This is a genomic window from Streptomyces sp. NPDC001508 (genome assembly GCF_040298665.1).
Lineage (GTDB): Bacteria > Actinomycetota > Actinomycetes > Streptomycetales > Streptomycetaceae > Streptomyces.
In genome coordinates this window covers 1-15,603 of the sequence record NZ_JBEPAP010000015.1, presented here as the reverse complement: position 1 = coordinate 15,603, position 15,603 = coordinate 1, and the positions used below count along the sequence as shown (strand labels likewise).

The window sequence follows — 15,603 nt, the reverse complement described above, 5'->3', positions numbered from 1 at the left end:
GGTGTTCAGTCGTCCGCCGTGGTCGGGGCGACGACGCGGACGCCGAAGTGGGCGCTCAGGGCGGTGCAGGCGCGGCACGGTGGGGCGAAGCTGCCGTGCAGGGGGTCGCCGTCCTCGCGTATCCGGCGCGTGGTGAGCTTGGCCTGCTTGAGGGCTTTGCGGGCTTCGCCGTTGGTCATCGGCTTGCGGGCGGCGCGCTTGCTGCGTGCGGCGTCGGCGGCGGCGATGTGCCGGGAGATGAGGATGGTCTCGGCGCAGCGGCCGGTGAAGCGGTCCCGCTGGTCGCTGGTGAGGGTGTCGAGGAAGTCCTGGACGAGTGGGTGCAGGGGCGGGGTCTGGTCGCCGCGGGCGGCGGTGCCGGTGAGGGTGGCGCCGCGTACGGACAGGGCGGCGGCGACGGTCGGCAGGATGCCGTCGCGTCGGTGGAGGAGGGCGGGCACCTGGGGTGATTCGGTGTGGCTCCAGCCGATGCGGGGGTCGCCGGACGGGCTGTCGGCTGAGCCGGCCCGCGCTGCGGCGCGGGCGTTCGCCTGCGGTCCCGTCTGCGTCGAGTTCATGATCGTCTTTTCCCTCCCGGGCGTCCCCCGAAGGACACAGAGTGCCAAATGCCGTGGCGGGTGCGGAAGCTGGGGCGGTGCGACACGCCCGGGTTTGGGCGGACTGTCACGGCGCGGTGACCTCTGGTCACGGAAGCGGAGGCCCGGTGACCGGTGTCCGTGTACCGCATAGGCTGTCGGCACCGCGATGGGCGCGGTCAACGCGTCGGTGACGTTGGAGAGACAGTCGGATACGGGTCGTGGCGTGCCGTGCGTGGTGCGGTGGCGGCTCGTACAGAGTGCCGCAGGGGGCAACCGCCATGACGACAGGTCGGCTCGGGCTTGGGGCACCACCCGGCCGCCAGGCCGGGGGACAAGCCGCGCCGCCGAACGCGGCCTATGCCGGGCAGGTCGTGCATTTCCCGGATCCGGTCCGGGCGGCGCGCCATCCGAGAGGGGTACGGGTCGACGAGCGCGGGTATCCCGACTTCTCGTCCTATGCGCGTGCGGCGGCGGAGATCGCCGATCCGCCGGAGGGTTTCGGCGTCGACGAACTGCGGCTGACGGACTATGTGTCGGCGAACGCGGCCCTGTCGGCGGCGGGGCACGAGTTGTGGGACACGGTTCCGGAGGTGGCCACGCCGCACGGCTGGACGTGGCATCACGTGGCGGGTTCGCGGCGGCTGGAACTGGTTCCGGTCGAGGTGAAGGCGCTGCTGCGGCACCACGGTGGGATCACCACGGCCCGTGTCGAGCAGGGCAAGCGGGGCACGCGGCCGTTGCAGGAGACACGTCCGGCGCACTTCGGGCTGCCGAAGTCGGGTGTGGCCGTGACGGAGCAGCAGGTGCAGGGGGTCGAGGAGGACCTGGGGTACCGGCTGCCCGGCGCGTACCGCTCGTTCCTGAAGGCGGCGGGTGGTTGTGCGCCGGTGGGCACGGCGTTGGACGCGGAGTTGGGGCTGCTGCTGGACCAGCCGTTCTTCACGGTGCGGGACGAGGCGGCGGTCAATGACCTGGTGTACGTGAACAAGTGCCTGCGGGACCATCTGACCAAGGATTACCTGGGTGTGTCGTTCGTGCAGGGCGGGCTGCTCGCGGTGAAGGTCAAGGGCGAGCGGACGGGTTCGGTGTGGTTCTGCGCTTATGACGACGCGCGGGACGTGGACCCGGCGTGGCCGCCGGCTGAGCGGGTGGCGCGGCTGCTGCTGCCGTGCGGTGAGGACTTCGACGTCTTTCTGTCGCGGCTGGCGGGCAGTCCGCCGGAGCTGGATACGGTGGCGAACCTGATGGTGGACGGCGGCTTCGCGCGTGCGGTGCCGGTGTCGTCGGCCGGGTCTGCGGGGGAGTGAGCTTTCGATGGTGACGTTTGCGCAGGCGCAGGAGCGCGCGGAGGAGTGGATCAACGGGGAGGTGCCCGCGTACCAGCATCGCGAGGTGCGGGTGCGGGAGTTCGAACTCGGCTTCGTGGTGTGGGGCGAGGACCGGGCGGAGGGTCCGCGTTCGGACGCGGGCGCGCAGCGGCTTGTGATCGCCCGGGACAGTGGTGAGGCCACGCTGTGGCCGGCGCTGCCGGTGGGTGAGGTGATCCGCCGGTACGAGGAGGAGTACGGCCGTGAGGCGGGCCTGGCCGAGGCGCCGCCGGCTCCTGCGGCGCGGGTGGATCTCAACCAGACGTCGTTCTTGCTGAGTCCTCCGGAGTGGCTTCAGGAGGCGGCCGACAAGCTGGGCATTCCGGATCGCCGGGCGGCGGGCGGCGGCGCGCTGCCCGAGACGCAGGCCGGGGTTCCGGTCCGGCCGCCCGCGTCCGATACGGCGTCGGGTGCGGCGCCGGGGAGCGGTTCCGGTGCTGCGTGGCCGGCCGCCGGGGGTGGTGCCGGGCAGGTGGCGTCCGGCGCGCCGGTGGGTGCGACGCCTTGGGCGGGCACGGACACCAACGCCGACGCGGGTGAGGACCGGTCGGTGCCGCTGCCGGCGACGGTGTTCTCGTCGCCGGTGGGCGACTCGGACGACGACACTTCGCCGCCCGCCGCCGCGCCGGACGCCAAGACGGCGCTGATGTCGGGCGGCAGCCAGTTGCCGCGCACGGCGGTCGCCCCGGCCATCGGCGACCCGAACGCGCCCGGCCCCCAGGCCCACACGCCTCCGCCCATGCCGGGCAGCATGCCTGCGCCTCCGCCGGGTGCGCCAGGGAGCGCGCCTGTGCCGGGCGCGCCGGGGAGCACGCCTCCGCCTGTCCCGGGTGGGTCGGGCAGCATGCCTGCGCCTCCGCCGGGTGGGCCGGGGAGCATGCCTGCGCCGGGTGGGCCGGGGAGCATGCCTGCGCCTCCGCCGGGTGCGCCGGGGAGCGCGCCTCCGCCCCAGCCGGGGGCGCTGGGGAGCACGCCTCCGCCCGTGCCGGGTGGGCCGGGGAGCATGCCTCCACCCCAGCCGGGTGGGCCGGGCAGCATGCCTCCACCTCAGCCGGGCAGTACGCCTCCGCCTCCGCCGGGTGTGCCCCCGTACGGGTATCCGCAGGGTGTGGGCGCCCCCGGCACCCCGGCTCCGGGTGGCGGGCCGGTCGCCCCGCCTTCTGCGCAGGGTCCCGCCACGCCGCCGCCTCCGGGATTCCCGCAGGGCAGCCCCCCGCCCCCGGGTGGTACTCCGCCGCCTGGATTCCCGCAGGGCAGTCCTCCGCCCCCCGCCCCCGCGGGGGACATCGCGGACGCCGCCACGAGCAAGGCCGCGCCGCCGCCGCGTCGTGGCACCGGCATGGGCACGCCGCCTCCGCCGCCGGGCGCTCCGGGCACCCCGGGCGTACGGCCGGGCAGCACGCCTCCGCCGGGTGGGCCCGGTACGCCGCCCGGCGGCTACGCACCGACGCAACTAGTGTCGTCGCTAGGCCCGGACCGACCCGGCGGCACCGGGCCCGGCGCCCCGAACCCGCCCGGCGCCCCGAACCCGCCCGGCGCCCCGAACCCGCCCGGCGCCCCGAACCCGCCGGGTGCCCCGGGTGACACCCCTCCCGGCAGCGTGCACCACGCGGCCACGGTGCTGGCCGACCCGAGCCAGATGGCGGGTGGCGGCACGGGCGGCGGCGCCCCGCGGCCCCCGGGCGTCCCCGGCGCGCCGAATCCGCCCGGCGCCCCGCGGCCCTCGGGTGGGCCTGGTGCGCCGAATCCGCCGGGTGTTCCGGGCGCGCCTCCCGTTGCCGGGGCCCCGCAGCCGCCTCCCGTGCACCACGCCGAGACCGTGCTGGCCGCGCCCCCGGTGGGCGGCCCCGGCACGCCTTTGCCGCCGCCCCACGGCGTACCCGGTGCGCCTGGTGCGCCGGGCGCTCCCGGTATGCCGCCGGGCGCCCCGCCGGCGCCGCCCGGCGCGGTCCCGCCGCCCGCGTACGGCTATCCGCAGCAGGCGCAGCCGACGGTCGGCCCGGGTTATCAGGCCGTACTGCGCTACCGCGCGCAGGACGGTTCCGAGCAGCAGCTGATCCGGCGCTCGGCGCCGGGCACGCCGCACCCGGAGTGGCAGATCTTCCACGAGCTGCGTGCCATGAACGTCCCCCCGGGCCAGGTGCTGGAACTGCACACGGAGCTGGAGTCCTGTGAACTGCCGGGCGCCTACTGCGCGCGGATGATCCGCGAGCAGTGGCCGCAGGCACGCATCACGAGCATCGCGCCGTACGGCACGGACCAGGCGAGCCGGCAGCAGGGCATGCAGCAACTGCTCGCGCACCAGGGCGAGTTGCATCAGGTGGCGGACGGCCCCGCGCGGCCGGCGCCGGTACGGGCGCCGCTGCCCCCGGTGCAGTCCGCGCCGCCGGTCCCGCCGGAGGGGCTCGCGCAGGAGCTGGCGGCGGCGTTCGGGCCGGGCGTGTTCCATTTCGAGCAGGCCGCGGTGTCCCGGCAGGGCGTGCCGCCGGTCGTGGCGCACACGCTGGTCGTGGCGGGGCTGCCGGTGGACATGGGTCCGTTCTTCTGGGCGCAGGCCCAGCCGGGCCGTCCGGTGCCGACGCTGGCGGAGCTGGCGCAGGAGCGCGGGGTGCAGCCCGCCTCGGACGCGGCTTCGTACCTGGTGATGGGCACCGACTTCGGCCGGGCGATCTGTGTGCAGTACGGCACGGCGAACATCGTGGCCGTGCCGGTGGAGGGGGGACCGGGCGGGGCGCCGGTACCGCCGCAGTTCGTGAACACCGGCCTGCCGGAGTTCGCGCGCTGTCTGGCGCTGCTCGGCCGGATGTGGCGGCTGCGGTACGGCCTCAACCAGGAGCAGGCGGGCCGCTGGACCGTGGATTTCCAGGCCCAGCTCGCCTCCCTGGACCCGGCGGCGCTCGGTTCGCCGGAGAGCTGGTGGTCGGTGCTGCTGGAGCAGATGTGGGACGGCCTGTTGTAGCGGCGCGCTGCTGAGCCCTGGGGGTCGGGTCCGGTCGAGTGATCGGACCCGGCCCCCTTTGCGTGTCACGGACGCTTACCCCCGATTCATCCTGATCTGCGCGAAACCATCATTTCGTGTGTGTCCGGCGGAGAGGAGTTCCAGGATGAACAGGGCATCGGTGCCATCGCACGGCTTCCTCACCGTCCGCGGGCGCGGCTACCGCCCCGAGCAGGTGGACGCGTATGCGGCGGCGCTCTCCAGGGAGCGGGACGCCGCGTGGGAGCGGGCCGCGCGGCTGACCGTACTCGCCCGGGACATGGAGGCGGAGGTGGAGCGGCTGCGTGAGACGGTCGCGCGGCTCGCTCCGCAGACGTACGAGACGCTCGGGGAGAACGCGTGCCTGATCTTCCAGCTGGCGCAGGAGGAGGCGGCGGCCCTGCGGGAGTGCGTTCGGGGCGTGGTGCGGGAGGAGGCGGCACGGGCCGAGGAGTGGGCGCTCGGCGTGCGCCGGGCGGCCGAGGAGGAGGCGGACATCGTGCGCGCGGAGGCCGAGGAGCGCGCCCGCCGACGGCTCCTCGCGGCGCAGGCCGAGGCGGACGAGGTTCGTGTCGGGGCCCGGCGTGCGGTGAAGGAGTGGCGCGGTGAGGCCCTTGCGGCGCTGCGGGAGCTGCGGCAGCGGACCGCGGTGATGCTCGCCGAGCAGGCCAAGGAGCATGCGGCGCGGTGGGCGGGGGAGGACCAGGCGGAGCTTGAGCGGGCGGCGGCGCGGGAGATCAGGGTCACCGAGGCCGTGGCCCGGGCCGAGGCCGCGCTGGCCGCGGCGCAGCAGGAGGCCGGGGAGGCGCGGGAGGCGGCCCGGTGGTGCCAGGACGAGGCACACGCGCGTGCCGCCGAGATCCTGGCCGAGGCGCGGGTGCGGGAGGAGCAGATCGCGTGCGAGACCGAGCGGGTGCTGCGCGAGCACAGCGAGGTGTGGGACGACATGCAGGCGCAGATGGACTGTGTGCGCGACAGCCTCAGCTCCCTGACCGGGCGTACCGCCTGGGAGTGACCCGGCCGCACTGCGCCGCGAGGCGTCCGGCGTCGGGCCGTACCCCCGAGCGGTGCCACGTCACATCCTCGCTGTCAGTCGTTCAGTACGGGGAAGCGGCGCGGTGCGAGGAGCAGCAGGGCCAGGAAGGCCAGGGCCGCCGCACAGGCCGCTCCGAGGTACACCGCGTGCACCGCTTCGGCGATGGCGTGCCGGGTGGTTTCCGCGGCGGTGCCGGAGTCCAGGGAGCGGGTCACCGTGTCCAGGTCGCCCGCGCCGCCCAGCCGGGCGGCCAGCACGCCGTTGGCGACCGCGCCGAACACGGCGGCGCCGACGGTCTGGCCGGTCTGGCGGCAGAACAGCACGGAGGCGGTGGCCGTGCCGCGTTCCGCCCAGCCGACCGTGGACTGGACGCCGACGATCAGCGGCAGTTGGAACAGGCCGAGCGCGGCGCCGAGGAGCAGCATCAGCAGCGTCGGCTGCCATGCCGCGCCCGGGTAGGGCAGGAACGGGAACGCGAACAGGATCAGCGTCGCCGTGCCGATGCCGAGCAGCGCGGTGTCGCGAAAGCCGATGCGCCGGTACACGTGCTGGCTCAGCGCCGCGGACACCGGCCAGGTCAGGGTCCACACGGAGAGCACGAATCCGGCGGTCACCGGGGCGAGGCCGAGCACCGACTGCGCGTAGGTCGGCAGGAACACGGTGGGCGCCACCATCAGCAGGCCGAGCGCGCCCAGCGCGACGTTGACCGCCGCGATCGTACGGCGTCGCCACACCCAGCCGGGGATGATCGGCTCCGCCGCCCGGCGCTCCACCCACACCACGACCGCGACCAGGGCGAGGCCCGTGGCGAACAGGATGAGTGACGGCGCGGACAGCCACGCCCACGCCACTCCGCCCTGCACCAGCGCGGTCAGCAGTGCCCCGCCGCACGCGAACACCGCGAGCGCGCCCGCCCAGTCGATGCGCGGGGGCGTGCGCGGCTCGCGTGCGGGTTCGTGGAGGTGACGGACGATCAGCCACAGGGCCGCCGCGCCGATGGGCAGGTTGATCAGGAAGATCCACCGCCAGTTGGCGTAGGCCGCCAGGACTCCGCCGAGCCCGGGGCCGGCGACCGCCGACACCGCCCACACCGTGGACAGCTTGGACTGGATCTTGGGGCGTTCCCCCAGCGGGTACAGATCGGCCGCGAGGGTCTGCACCGTGCCCTGCAGCGCCCCGCCGCCCAGGCCCTGCACGATGCGGAACGCGATCAGCGCCCCCATGTTCCAGGCGAGCGCGCACAGCAGCGAGCCGGCCAGGAAGACGGCCGCGCCCGCGACCAGGACCGGCTTGCGGCCGAAGGTGTCGGAGAGCTTGCCGTAGACGGGGAGGGTGACGGTGACGGCGAGCAGATAGCCGGAGAACAGCCAGGAGAAGACGGAGAAGCCGCCGAGGTCGCCGACGATCTGCGGGACGGCCGTGGAGACGACGGTGGAGTCGAGCGCCGCCAGTGCCATCGCGAGCATCAGCGCGGCGACCACCGCGCCCCGGCGGCTCGACCCGGCCTGCTGAGCGGCGTCCCGTATCACGGGTTCCGTGCTGCCCACCGCGTTCCCCCTGACTGGTTTCCCTGTGCATCCATCCGGCGTCCCACAGCTTCCCACTTGACCCTGACGCGGCGGGAGGGTGGAGGCTTCCTTGGCCGGAGGGTGGACGCGACCCCGAGAAGGCGTCCACCCGGCGGTGGACGGCCCCTAGGGGTACCTCCGTACTGAGGCCCGGTCAAGGTTCGTCCCGGCGGAGGACGAGAGTCGCCCGCCGTCGTCCTTAACCTTGCTTTACGCCGCTGGGGGGCGGCTCGCCGCACGGCAGGGGTGGGGTTTTCCCCAGGAGAAGACGGGGCTGTGCACCAGCGCGCGAGGTCCCTGCCGGCCATGAGACTCATCGACGTACCGTTTCGCGCCACACAAGCGCAAACCGACATAGGAGATTTACCGTGACATCGGCTGTGACCATTCCCAGGCACGGGGGTACTGGAGGGCGTACGGCCGTTGCCGCGCGGGCGCGGCAGGTCGTCAAGGCGTACGGCTCCGGGGAGACCCGGGTCGTCGCCCTCGACCACGTCGACGTGGACATCGCCCGCGGCCAGTTCACCGCGATCATGGGCCCCTCGGGGTCCGGCAAGTCCACCCTGATGCACTGCCTCGCCGGCCTCGACACGGTCACCGGCGGGCAGATCTACCTGGACGAGACCGAGATCACCGGCCTGAAGGACAAGAAGCTCACCCAACTGCGCCGGGACCGGATCGGGTTCATCTTCCAGGCGTTCAACCTGCTGCCGACGCTGAACGCGCTCGAGAACATCACCCTGCCCATGGACATCGCCGGGCGCAAACCCGACAAGGCGTGGCTGGACCAGGTCGTGGAGACGGTCGGCCTGGCCGGACGGCTCAAGCACCGGCCCACCCAGCTCTCCGGCGGACAGCAGCAGCGGGTCGCCGTAGCCCGGGCGCTGGCCGCCCGCCCCGAGATCATCTTCGGTGACGAGCCGACCGGGAACCTCGACTCCCGGGCGGGCGCCGAGGTGCTGGGCTTCCTGCGCCGGTCGGTCGACGAACTGGGCCAGACCATCGTGATGGTCACCCATGACCCGGTGGCCGCCTCGTACGCGGACCGGGTCCTCTACCTCGCCGACGGCCGCATCGTCGACGAGATGCACCAGCCGACCGCCGATCAGGTCCTCGACCGGATGAAGGACTTCGACGCCCGGGGGCGCACGTCATGACCGTCCTGAAGACGTCGCTGCGCAACTTCTTCGCGCACAAGGGACGCATGGCGCTGTCGGCGGTCGCCGTCCTGCTGTCGGTCGCGTTCGTGTGCGGCACGCTGGTGTTCACCGACACCATGAACACGACCTTCGACAAGCTGTTCTCGGTCACCGCGTCCGATGTCACCGTCTCGCCCAAGGACGCCAAGAGCGAGGAGACCCCGCAGAACGGCGTGCCGTTGTCGCTGCCCGCCGCCACGCTGGACCGGGCCAAGACCGCGGACGGCGTCAAGTCGGCCGAGGGCGCGGTCAGTTCGATGAGCGTGACCGTGGTGGACAAGGACAACGAGAGCGTGGGCTCCACCACCGGCGCGCCCACCATCGCGGGCAACTGGACGGGCAACGACCTGCGTTCCATGGAGATCACCTCCGGGCACGCCCCGCGCGGGCCGACCGAGACGATGGTCGACGCCGACACCGCCGACAAGCACCACCTGAAGCTCGGCGACGAACTGCGCACCATCACACAGCGGGGTGACTTCACCGCCCGGATCGTCGGCATCGCCACCTTCAAGGTGACCAACCCCGGCGCCGCCGTCGTCTACTTCGACACCCCCACCGCCCAGCGCCATCTGCTCGGCAGCACCGGCCGCTACACCCAGATCAACGTCACCGCCGCGGCCGGCGTCTCCGACGCGCGGCTCAAGCAGAACGTCGCACGCGCGCTCGGCGGGTCGTACAAGTTCCAGACGGCCAAGGAGAACGCCGACGAGAACCGCAAGGACGTCGGCTCCTTCATGGACGTCATCAAGTACGCCATGCTCGGCTTCGCCGGGATCGCGTTCCTGGTCGGCATCTTCCTGATCATCAACACCTTCTCGATGCTGGTCGCCCAGCGCACCCGCGAGATCGGCCTGATGCGGGCCATCGGCTCCTCCCGCCGACAGGTCAACCGGTCGGTGCTGGTCGAGGCGCTGCTGCTCGGCTTCGTCGGCTCCGTCCTCGGCGTCGGCGCCGGCGTCGGCATCGCGGTCGGCCTGATGAAGCTCATGGGTGCGGCGGGCATGGAACTGTCCACCCAGGACCTGACCGTCAAGGCCACCACCCCGGTGGTGGGCCTGGTGCTCGGCGTGGTCGTCACCGTGCTGGCCGCCTATCTGCCGGCCCGGCGCGCCGGCAAGGTCTCCCCGATGGCCGCGCTGCGCGACGCCGGCACACCGGCCGACGGCCGGGCGGGCCTGGTACGCGGCCTGATCGGCCTGGTGCTCACCGGCGCCGGCGGCGCCGCCCTGTACGCGGCGGCCACCGCCGACAAGGCGAGCGACGGCGCGCTCGTCCTCGGCCTGGGCATCGTGCTGACCCTGATCGGCTTCGTCGTCATCGGCCCGCTGCTGGCCGGCGGCGTGGTCCGGGTGATCAGCGCGGTGCTGCTGCGGGCCTTCGGACCGGTCGGCCGCATGGCCGAACGCAACGCCCTGCGCAACCCGCGGCGCACCGGAGCCACCGGCGCCGCCCTGATGATCGGCCTCGCGCTGGTCGCCTGCCTGTCGGTGGTCGGCTCCTCCATGGTCGCCTCCGCCACCAGCGAACTGGACAAGTCGGTCGGCGCGGACTTCATCGTCGAGGGCAACCAGCCGATCGTCCCGCAGGCGGAGAAGGCCATGGAGCAGGCCCCGGGCCTGGCCCACGTCACCCGCTACAAGGCTCTTGACGCCACCCTCACCTCGCCCGACGGCAAGGTCGACGACTCCGGCATCACGGCCGCGGATCCGACGTACGCCGACGACCTGCGCCGCCCGACCACCGAGGGCACCCTGAAGGACGCCTATGGCACCGACGCGATGTCGGTGGGCTCCGACTACGCCAAGAAGCACGAGGTGCGGGTCGGTGACACCCTCACCGTCGCCTTCAAGGGCGGCCGCACCGCCCGGCTGAAGGTGGCCGCGATCACCGACGACTCCACCGCGATCGACCAGGGCGCCCGCTACACCTCCATCGCCACGATGGAGAAGTACCTGCCCAAGAGCCAGATCCCGCCGAGCGTGATCATGTTCGCGAAGGCGGAGAAGGGCCAGGAGAAGCAGGCGTACGCGGCCCTGAAGAGCGCGCTGAAGAAGTACCCGACCTACCAGGTCAGGGACCAGACCGACTACAAGCAGGAGCTGAAGGACCAGGTCGGCCAGCTGCTGAACATGGTCTACGGCCTGCTCGCCCTGGCGATCATCGTCGCGGTGCTGGGCGTGGTGAACACCCTGGCGCTTTCGGTGGTCGAACGGACCCGGGAGATCGGCCTGATGCGGGCCATCGGCCTGTCCCGCCGCCAGCTGCGTCGCATGATCCGCATGGAGTCCGTGGTCATCGCCCTGTTCGGCGCCCTCCTCGGCCTCGGCCTGGGCATGGGCTGGGGCGCCACCGCCCAGAAGCTGCTCGCCCTGGAGGGCCTGGGTGTCCTGGACATCCCCTGGCCGACGATCATCGGTGTCTTCATCGGCTCCGCCTTCGTGGGCCTGTTCGCCGCCCTGGTCCCGGCGTTCCGCGCGGGCCGGATGAACGTACTGAACGCGATCGCCACGGAGTAGCGATGTAGCGATGTAGCGATCTCAAGGCCGCCGCAGACGGGGGTTGCGGGGGAAGGGCCCGGTGCCGGGGAGTGCGAGAACTCCCCGGCACCGGGCCCCTCGTCGTCCAGCGCTACGGCCGAAGTGGAGGACCGTGACGGTGACGGTCCTCTCGGTGATCTCGTACGGGATGCGGTACCGCCCGACGCGCATCCGGCGCAGATCGCGCGATCCGTATGCGGTGGCGCCCGGCGGCCGGGGTTCGGAAGCGAGGCGATCGGTGGCGGCGAACACCTGGCGTCAGCCGTCCGGATCCTCGGCCAGGAACTTGGCCGCCGTATCGAGGGCCGGTTCGTCCTACAGGACCGTGTAGTTCACGGGCGGTCCGACCCGAGGCGTGCGCGCGCCTCGTCCTGCGGGCCGGCGACGACCTCGCCGCCGGCCTGCCGGGCTCGGTACCGGGCCGACGCCAGTTGATCCTCCAGGTCCGCAAGCCGGGCCTCCAGCTCGGCCGACCAGTGTCACGTCGCTCGCTCTCGCGGGTGAACGTCACTCGGGCGTCGTAGGCTGGACACGCCCCGGCCCGCACAGCGTGTCGGGTGATTCGCGTTGCCCACCCAGGACGGACACCCCCTCCATGAGCCTGCACGGTCTGCTCGACGCCGTCGTCAAGGACGCCGCACTCGCGGAAGCGATCAAGGCGGCGGCCGACGGCAACCGCACCCACGTCGACCTGGTCGGCCCCCCGGCGGCCCGCCCCTTCGCGATCGCCGCCCTGGCCCGCGAGACCGGCCGCCCCGTGCTCGCCGTGACGGCCACGGGCCGCGAGGCCGAGGACCTGGCCGCCGCGCTGCGCACGCTGCTGCCACCGGAGGGCGTCGTGGAGTACCCCTCCTGGGAGACCCTTCCGCACGAGCGGCTCAGCCCGCGCAGCGACACCGTCGGCCGCCGCCTCGCCGTGCTGCGCCGCCTCGCCCACCCCAGCCCCGACGACCCGGAGACCGGCCCGGTCTCCGTTGTCGTCGCCCCCGTGCGCTCCGTGCTCCAGCCGCAGGTCAAGGGCCTCGGCGACCTGGAACCGGTGTCCTTGAGGAGCGGCCGGAGCGCCGACCTGAACGAGATCGTGGACGCCCTCGGCGCCGCCGCCTACGCGCGCGTGGAGCTGGTCGAGAAGCGCGGCGAGTTCGCGGTGCGCGGCGGCATCCTCGATGTGTTCCCGCCCACCGAGGAGCACCCCCTGCGCGTCGAGTTCTGGGGTGACGACATCGAGGAGATCCGCTACTTCAAGGTCGCCGACCAGCGCTCCCTGGAGGTCGCCGAACACGGCCTGTGGGCACCGCCCTGCCGCGAGCTGCTGCTCACGGACGACGTACGCACGCGTGCGCGTACCCTCGCCGAGGAACACCCCGAGCTGGGCGAACTGCTCGGGAAGATCGCCGAGGGCATCGCGGTCGAGGGCATGGAGTCCCTGGCCCCCGTCCTGGTCGACGACATGGAGCTGCTGCTCGACGTGCTGCCCGCGCGCGCCATGACCGTCGTCTGCGACCCGGAGCGGGTCCGCACGCGTGCCGCCGACCTCGTCGCCACCTCGCAGGAGTTCCTCCAGGCGTCCTGGGCGGCCACCGCCGGCGGCGGAGACGCCCCCATCGACGTCGGTGCGGCCTCCCTGTGGTCCCTCGCGGACATCCGGGACCGGGCCCGCGAGCTGGGCGTGATGTGGTGGTCGGTGTCCCCGTTCGCCGTCGACGAGTCGCTGACATCGGCCGCTGACGCGGCGGGGGACGGCGACACCCTCAAGCTGGGCATGCACGCGCCGGAGACCTACCGCGGCGACACCGCCAAGGCGCTCGCCGACACCAAGGGCTGGCTCGCCGACGGCTGGCGCACCGTCTTCGTCACCGAGGGCCACGGACCGGCCTCCCGCACGGTCGAGGTGCTCGGCAACGAGGGCGTCGCGGCCCGCCTGGAGGCCGACCTCGGGCAGATCGCGCCGTCCGTCGTACATGTGGCCTGCGGCTCGATCGACTACGGCTTCGTGGACCCGGTGCTGCGGCTCGCCGTGCTCACCGAGACCGATCTGTCCGGGCAGAAGGCCGCCGGCAAGGACGGCGCCCGCATGCCCGCCCGCCGCCGCAAGACCATCGACCCGCTGACCCTGGAGACGGGCGACTACATCGTCCACGAGCAGCACGGCGTCGGCCGCTACATCGAGATGGTGCAGCGCACCGTGCAGGGCGCCACCCGCGAGTACCTGGTGGTCGAGTACGCCCCCGCCAAGCGCGGCCAGCCCGGTGACCGCCTCTACATCCCCACCGACCAGCTGGAGCAGATCACCAAGTACGTCGGCGGCGAGGCACCCACCCTGCACCGCCTGGGCGGCGCGGACTGGACGAAGACCAAGGCACGCGCCAAGAAGGCCGTCAAGGAGATCGCCGCCGACCTGATCAAGCTCTACAGCGCGCGGATGGCCGCACCCGGGCACGCCTTCGGCGGGGACACCCCCTGGCAGCGCGAACTGGAGGACGCCTTCCCCTACGCCGAGACCCCCGACCAGCTGACCACGATCTCCGAGGTCAAGGAAGACATGGAGAAGTCGGTCCCGATGGACCGCCTGATCTGCGGCGACGTCGGCTACGGCAAGACGGAGATCGCGGTGCGGGCCGCCTTCAAGGCGGTACAGGACGGCAAGCAGGTCGCGGTGCTCGTACCGACCACACTGCTGGTGCAGCAGCACTTCGGGACGTTCGGCGAACGCTACGCGCAGTTCCCGGTGAATGTGCGCGCCCTGTCCCGCTTCCAGACCGACACCGAGGCCAAGGCGGTCCTGGAGGGCCTGCGGGACGGCTCCGTGGACGTCGTCATCGGCACCCACCGCCTCTTCTCCGCCGAGACCAAGTTCAAGGACCTCGGCCTGGTCATCGTCGACGAGGAGCAGCGCTTCGGCGTCGAGCACAAGGAGCAGCTGAAGAAGCTGCGGGCCAACGTCGACGTTCTGACGATGTCCGCGACCCCGATCCCGCGGACCCTGGAGATGGCGGTCACCGGCATCCGCGAGATGTCCACGATCACCACCCCGCCGGAGGAACGGCACCCGGTGCTGACCTTCGTCGGGCCCTACGAGCAGAAGCAGATCGGCGCCGCGATCCGCCGTGAACTGCTGCGCGAGGGCCAGGTCTTCTACATCCACAACCGGGTCGATTCGATCGACCGGGCCGCCGCCCGGCTGCGCGAGATCGTCCCCGAGGCACGCATCGCCACCGCGCACGGCCAGATGTCGGAGTCGACGCTGGAACAGGTCGTCGTCGACTTCTGGGAGAAGCGGTTCGACGTGCTGGTGTCCACGACGATCGTCGAGTCCGGCATCGACATCTCCAACGCCAACACCCTGATCGTGGAGCGCGGCGACACCTTCGGCCTGTCCCAGCTGCACCAGCTGCGCGGCCGCGTGGGCCGGAGCAGGGAGCGGGGATACGCGTACTTCCTCTACCCCCCGGAGAAGCCGCTGACGGAGACCGCGCACGAACGGCTCGCGACCATCGCCCAGCACACCGAGATGGGCGCCGGCATGTATGTCGCGATGAAGGACCTGGAGATCCGCGGCGCCGGGAACCTGCTCGGCGGCGAGCAGTCCGGCCACATCGCGGGCGTCGGCTTCGACCTGTACGTCCGCATGGTGGGCGAGGCCGTCGCCGACTACCGGCGGCAGCTGGAGACCGGCGCGATCGAGGAGGAGCCGCCGCTGGAGGTCAAGATCGAGCTGCCCGTCGACGCGCATGTCCCGCACGACTACGCGCCCGGCGAGCGGCTGCGCCTCCAGGCGTACCGGTCCATCGCCTCCGCCAACTCGGAGGCGGACATCACCTCCGTACGCGAGGAACTGGTCGACCGCTACGGCAAGTTGCCGGAACCGGTGGAGAACCTGCTGCTGGTGGCCGGCCTGCGGATGCTGGCGCGGGCGTGCGGGGTCGGCGAGATCGTCCTCCAGGGCAACAACGTCCGTTTCGCACCGGTGGAGTTGCGCGAGTCGCAGGAGCTGCGGCTCAAGCGGCTGTACCCGGGGACGGTCATCAAACCGGCCGTCCACCAGATCCTGGTCCCCCGTCCGAAGACGGCGAAGGTGGGCGGCAAGCCGCTGGTCGGCCGCGAACTGCTGTCGTGGGTCGGCGAGTTCCTGGCCACTATCCTGGGCTCATAACGACCCGCTGCTCCGGTCCGCCGTTCCGGTCCGCCGCCCGGTGGGGGGCGGTGGTGGGGTTGGTGGTCGGCGGGGTGTGGGTGGGCTGCTCGGTGGTGGGGTTGGTGGTCGGCGGGGTGTGGGTGGGCTGCTCGGTGGTGGGGTTGGTGGTCGGCGGGGTGTGGGTGGGCTGCTCGGTGGTGGGG

Annotated in this window: 10 protein-coding genes; 6 read left to right on the top strand and 4 right to left on the bottom strand. The window is 72.7% G+C overall.

The features are described 5' to 3' along the window. Positions 1–5 precede the first annotated feature (5 nt). Positions 6–557 carry a YwqJ-related putative deaminase gene (locus tag ABT245_RS16335; protein ID WP_351733976.1) on the bottom strand — a complete coding sequence of 184 codons (552 nt, stop codon included), beginning with the start codon at positions 555–557 and terminating at the stop codon, positions 6–8. A gap of 299 nt (positions 558–856) precedes the next feature. Here ABT245_RS16335 and ABT245_RS16330 point away from each other — a divergent pair, with 299 nt between their 5' ends. From ABT245_RS16330 to ABT245_RS16320, 3 genes are all read left to right on the top strand, one after another. After that, positions 857–1,885: an SMI1/KNR4 family protein gene (locus tag ABT245_RS16330; protein ID WP_351733974.1), complete on the top strand. Its 1,029-nt coding sequence runs from the start codon at positions 857–859 to the stop codon at positions 1,883–1,885. Between the two features lie 7 nt (positions 1,886–1,892). Further along, positions 1,893–4,904 carry an SUKH-4 family immunity protein gene (locus ABT245_RS16325; protein ID WP_351733972.1) on the top strand — a complete coding sequence of 1,004 codons (3,012 nt, stop codon included), beginning with the start codon at positions 1,893–1,895 and terminating at the stop codon, positions 4,902–4,904. Positions 4,905–5,049: 145 nt separating this feature from the next. Then, positions 5,050–5,937 (top strand): coiled-coil domain-containing protein, encoded by an 888-nt coding sequence (locus tag ABT245_RS16320; RefSeq protein ID WP_351733970.1) that lies wholly within the window; start codon positions 5,050–5,052, stop codon positions 5,935–5,937. Positions 5,938–6,011: 74 nt separating this feature from the next. On the opposite strand, the gene ABT245_RS16315 is transcribed toward ABT245_RS16320, so the two are convergent. Beyond that, positions 6,012–7,505: an MFS transporter gene (locus ABT245_RS16315; RefSeq protein ID WP_351733968.1), complete on the bottom strand. Its 1,494-nt coding sequence runs from the start codon at positions 7,503–7,505 to the stop codon at positions 6,012–6,014. Positions 7,506–7,894: 389 nt separating this feature from the next. Here ABT245_RS16315 and ABT245_RS16310 point away from each other — a divergent pair, with 389 nt between their 5' ends. After that, positions 7,895–8,683 (top strand): ABC transporter ATP-binding protein, encoded by a 789-nt coding sequence (locus tag ABT245_RS16310; RefSeq protein ID WP_351733966.1) that lies wholly within the window; start codon positions 7,895–7,897, stop codon positions 8,681–8,683. Continuing rightward, positions 8,680–11,244 (top strand): ABC transporter permease, encoded by a 2,565-nt coding sequence (locus ABT245_RS16305; protein ID WP_351733964.1) that lies wholly within the window; start codon positions 8,680–8,682, stop codon positions 11,242–11,244. Before ABT245_RS16310 ends, ABT245_RS16305 begins: the two co-directional genes overlap by 4 nt. A gap of 21 nt (positions 11,245–11,265) precedes the next feature. Here the strand turns inward: ABT245_RS16305 and ABT245_RS16300 are convergent, their stop codons facing one another. Then, a complete protein-coding gene (locus ABT245_RS16300) occupies positions 11,266–11,517 on the bottom strand; it encodes a type II toxin-antitoxin system RelE family toxin (protein ID WP_351733962.1) in 252 nt (83 codons plus the stop codon). 343 nt (positions 11,518–11,860) lie between these two features. On the opposite strand from ABT245_RS16300, the gene mfd reads away from it, so the two are divergent. After that, the gene (gene mfd / locus ABT245_RS16295; RefSeq protein WP_351733960.1) at positions 11,861–15,418 is read left to right on the top strand and encodes a transcription-repair coupling factor; all 3,558 of its coding nucleotides are present in this window, start codon (positions 11,861–11,863) and stop codon (positions 15,416–15,418) included. Here the strand turns inward: mfd and ABT245_RS16290 are convergent. Further along, the coding region (locus tag ABT245_RS16290) for a hypothetical protein (protein ID WP_351733958.1) at positions 15,402–15,603 on the bottom strand (202 nt) is incomplete at its 5' end. The two genes, mfd and ABT245_RS16290, sit on opposite strands and share 17 nt — an antisense overlap.

Coding starts and splice junctions, on each gene's coding strand:
- ABT245_RS16335 (WP_351733976.1), bottom strand. CDS start 557: ATGAACTCGACGCAGACGGGACCGCAGGCGAACGCCCGCGCCGCAGCG.
- ABT245_RS16330 (WP_351733974.1), top strand. CDS start 857: ATGACGACAGGTCGGCTCGGGCTTGGGGCACCACCCGGCCGCCAGGCC.
- ABT245_RS16325 (WP_351733972.1), top strand. CDS start 1,893: ATGGTGACGTTTGCGCAGGCGCAGGAGCGCGCGGAGGAGTGGATCAAC.
- ABT245_RS16320 (WP_351733970.1), top strand. CDS start 5,050: ATGAACAGGGCATCGGTGCCATCGCACGGCTTCCTCACCGTCCGCGGG.
- ABT245_RS16305 (WP_351733964.1), top strand. CDS start 8,680: ATGACCGTCCTGAAGACGTCGCTGCGCAACTTCTTCGCGCACAAGGGA.
- mfd (WP_351733960.1), top strand. CDS start 11,861: ATGAGCCTGCACGGTCTGCTCGACGCCGTCGTCAAGGACGCCGCACTC.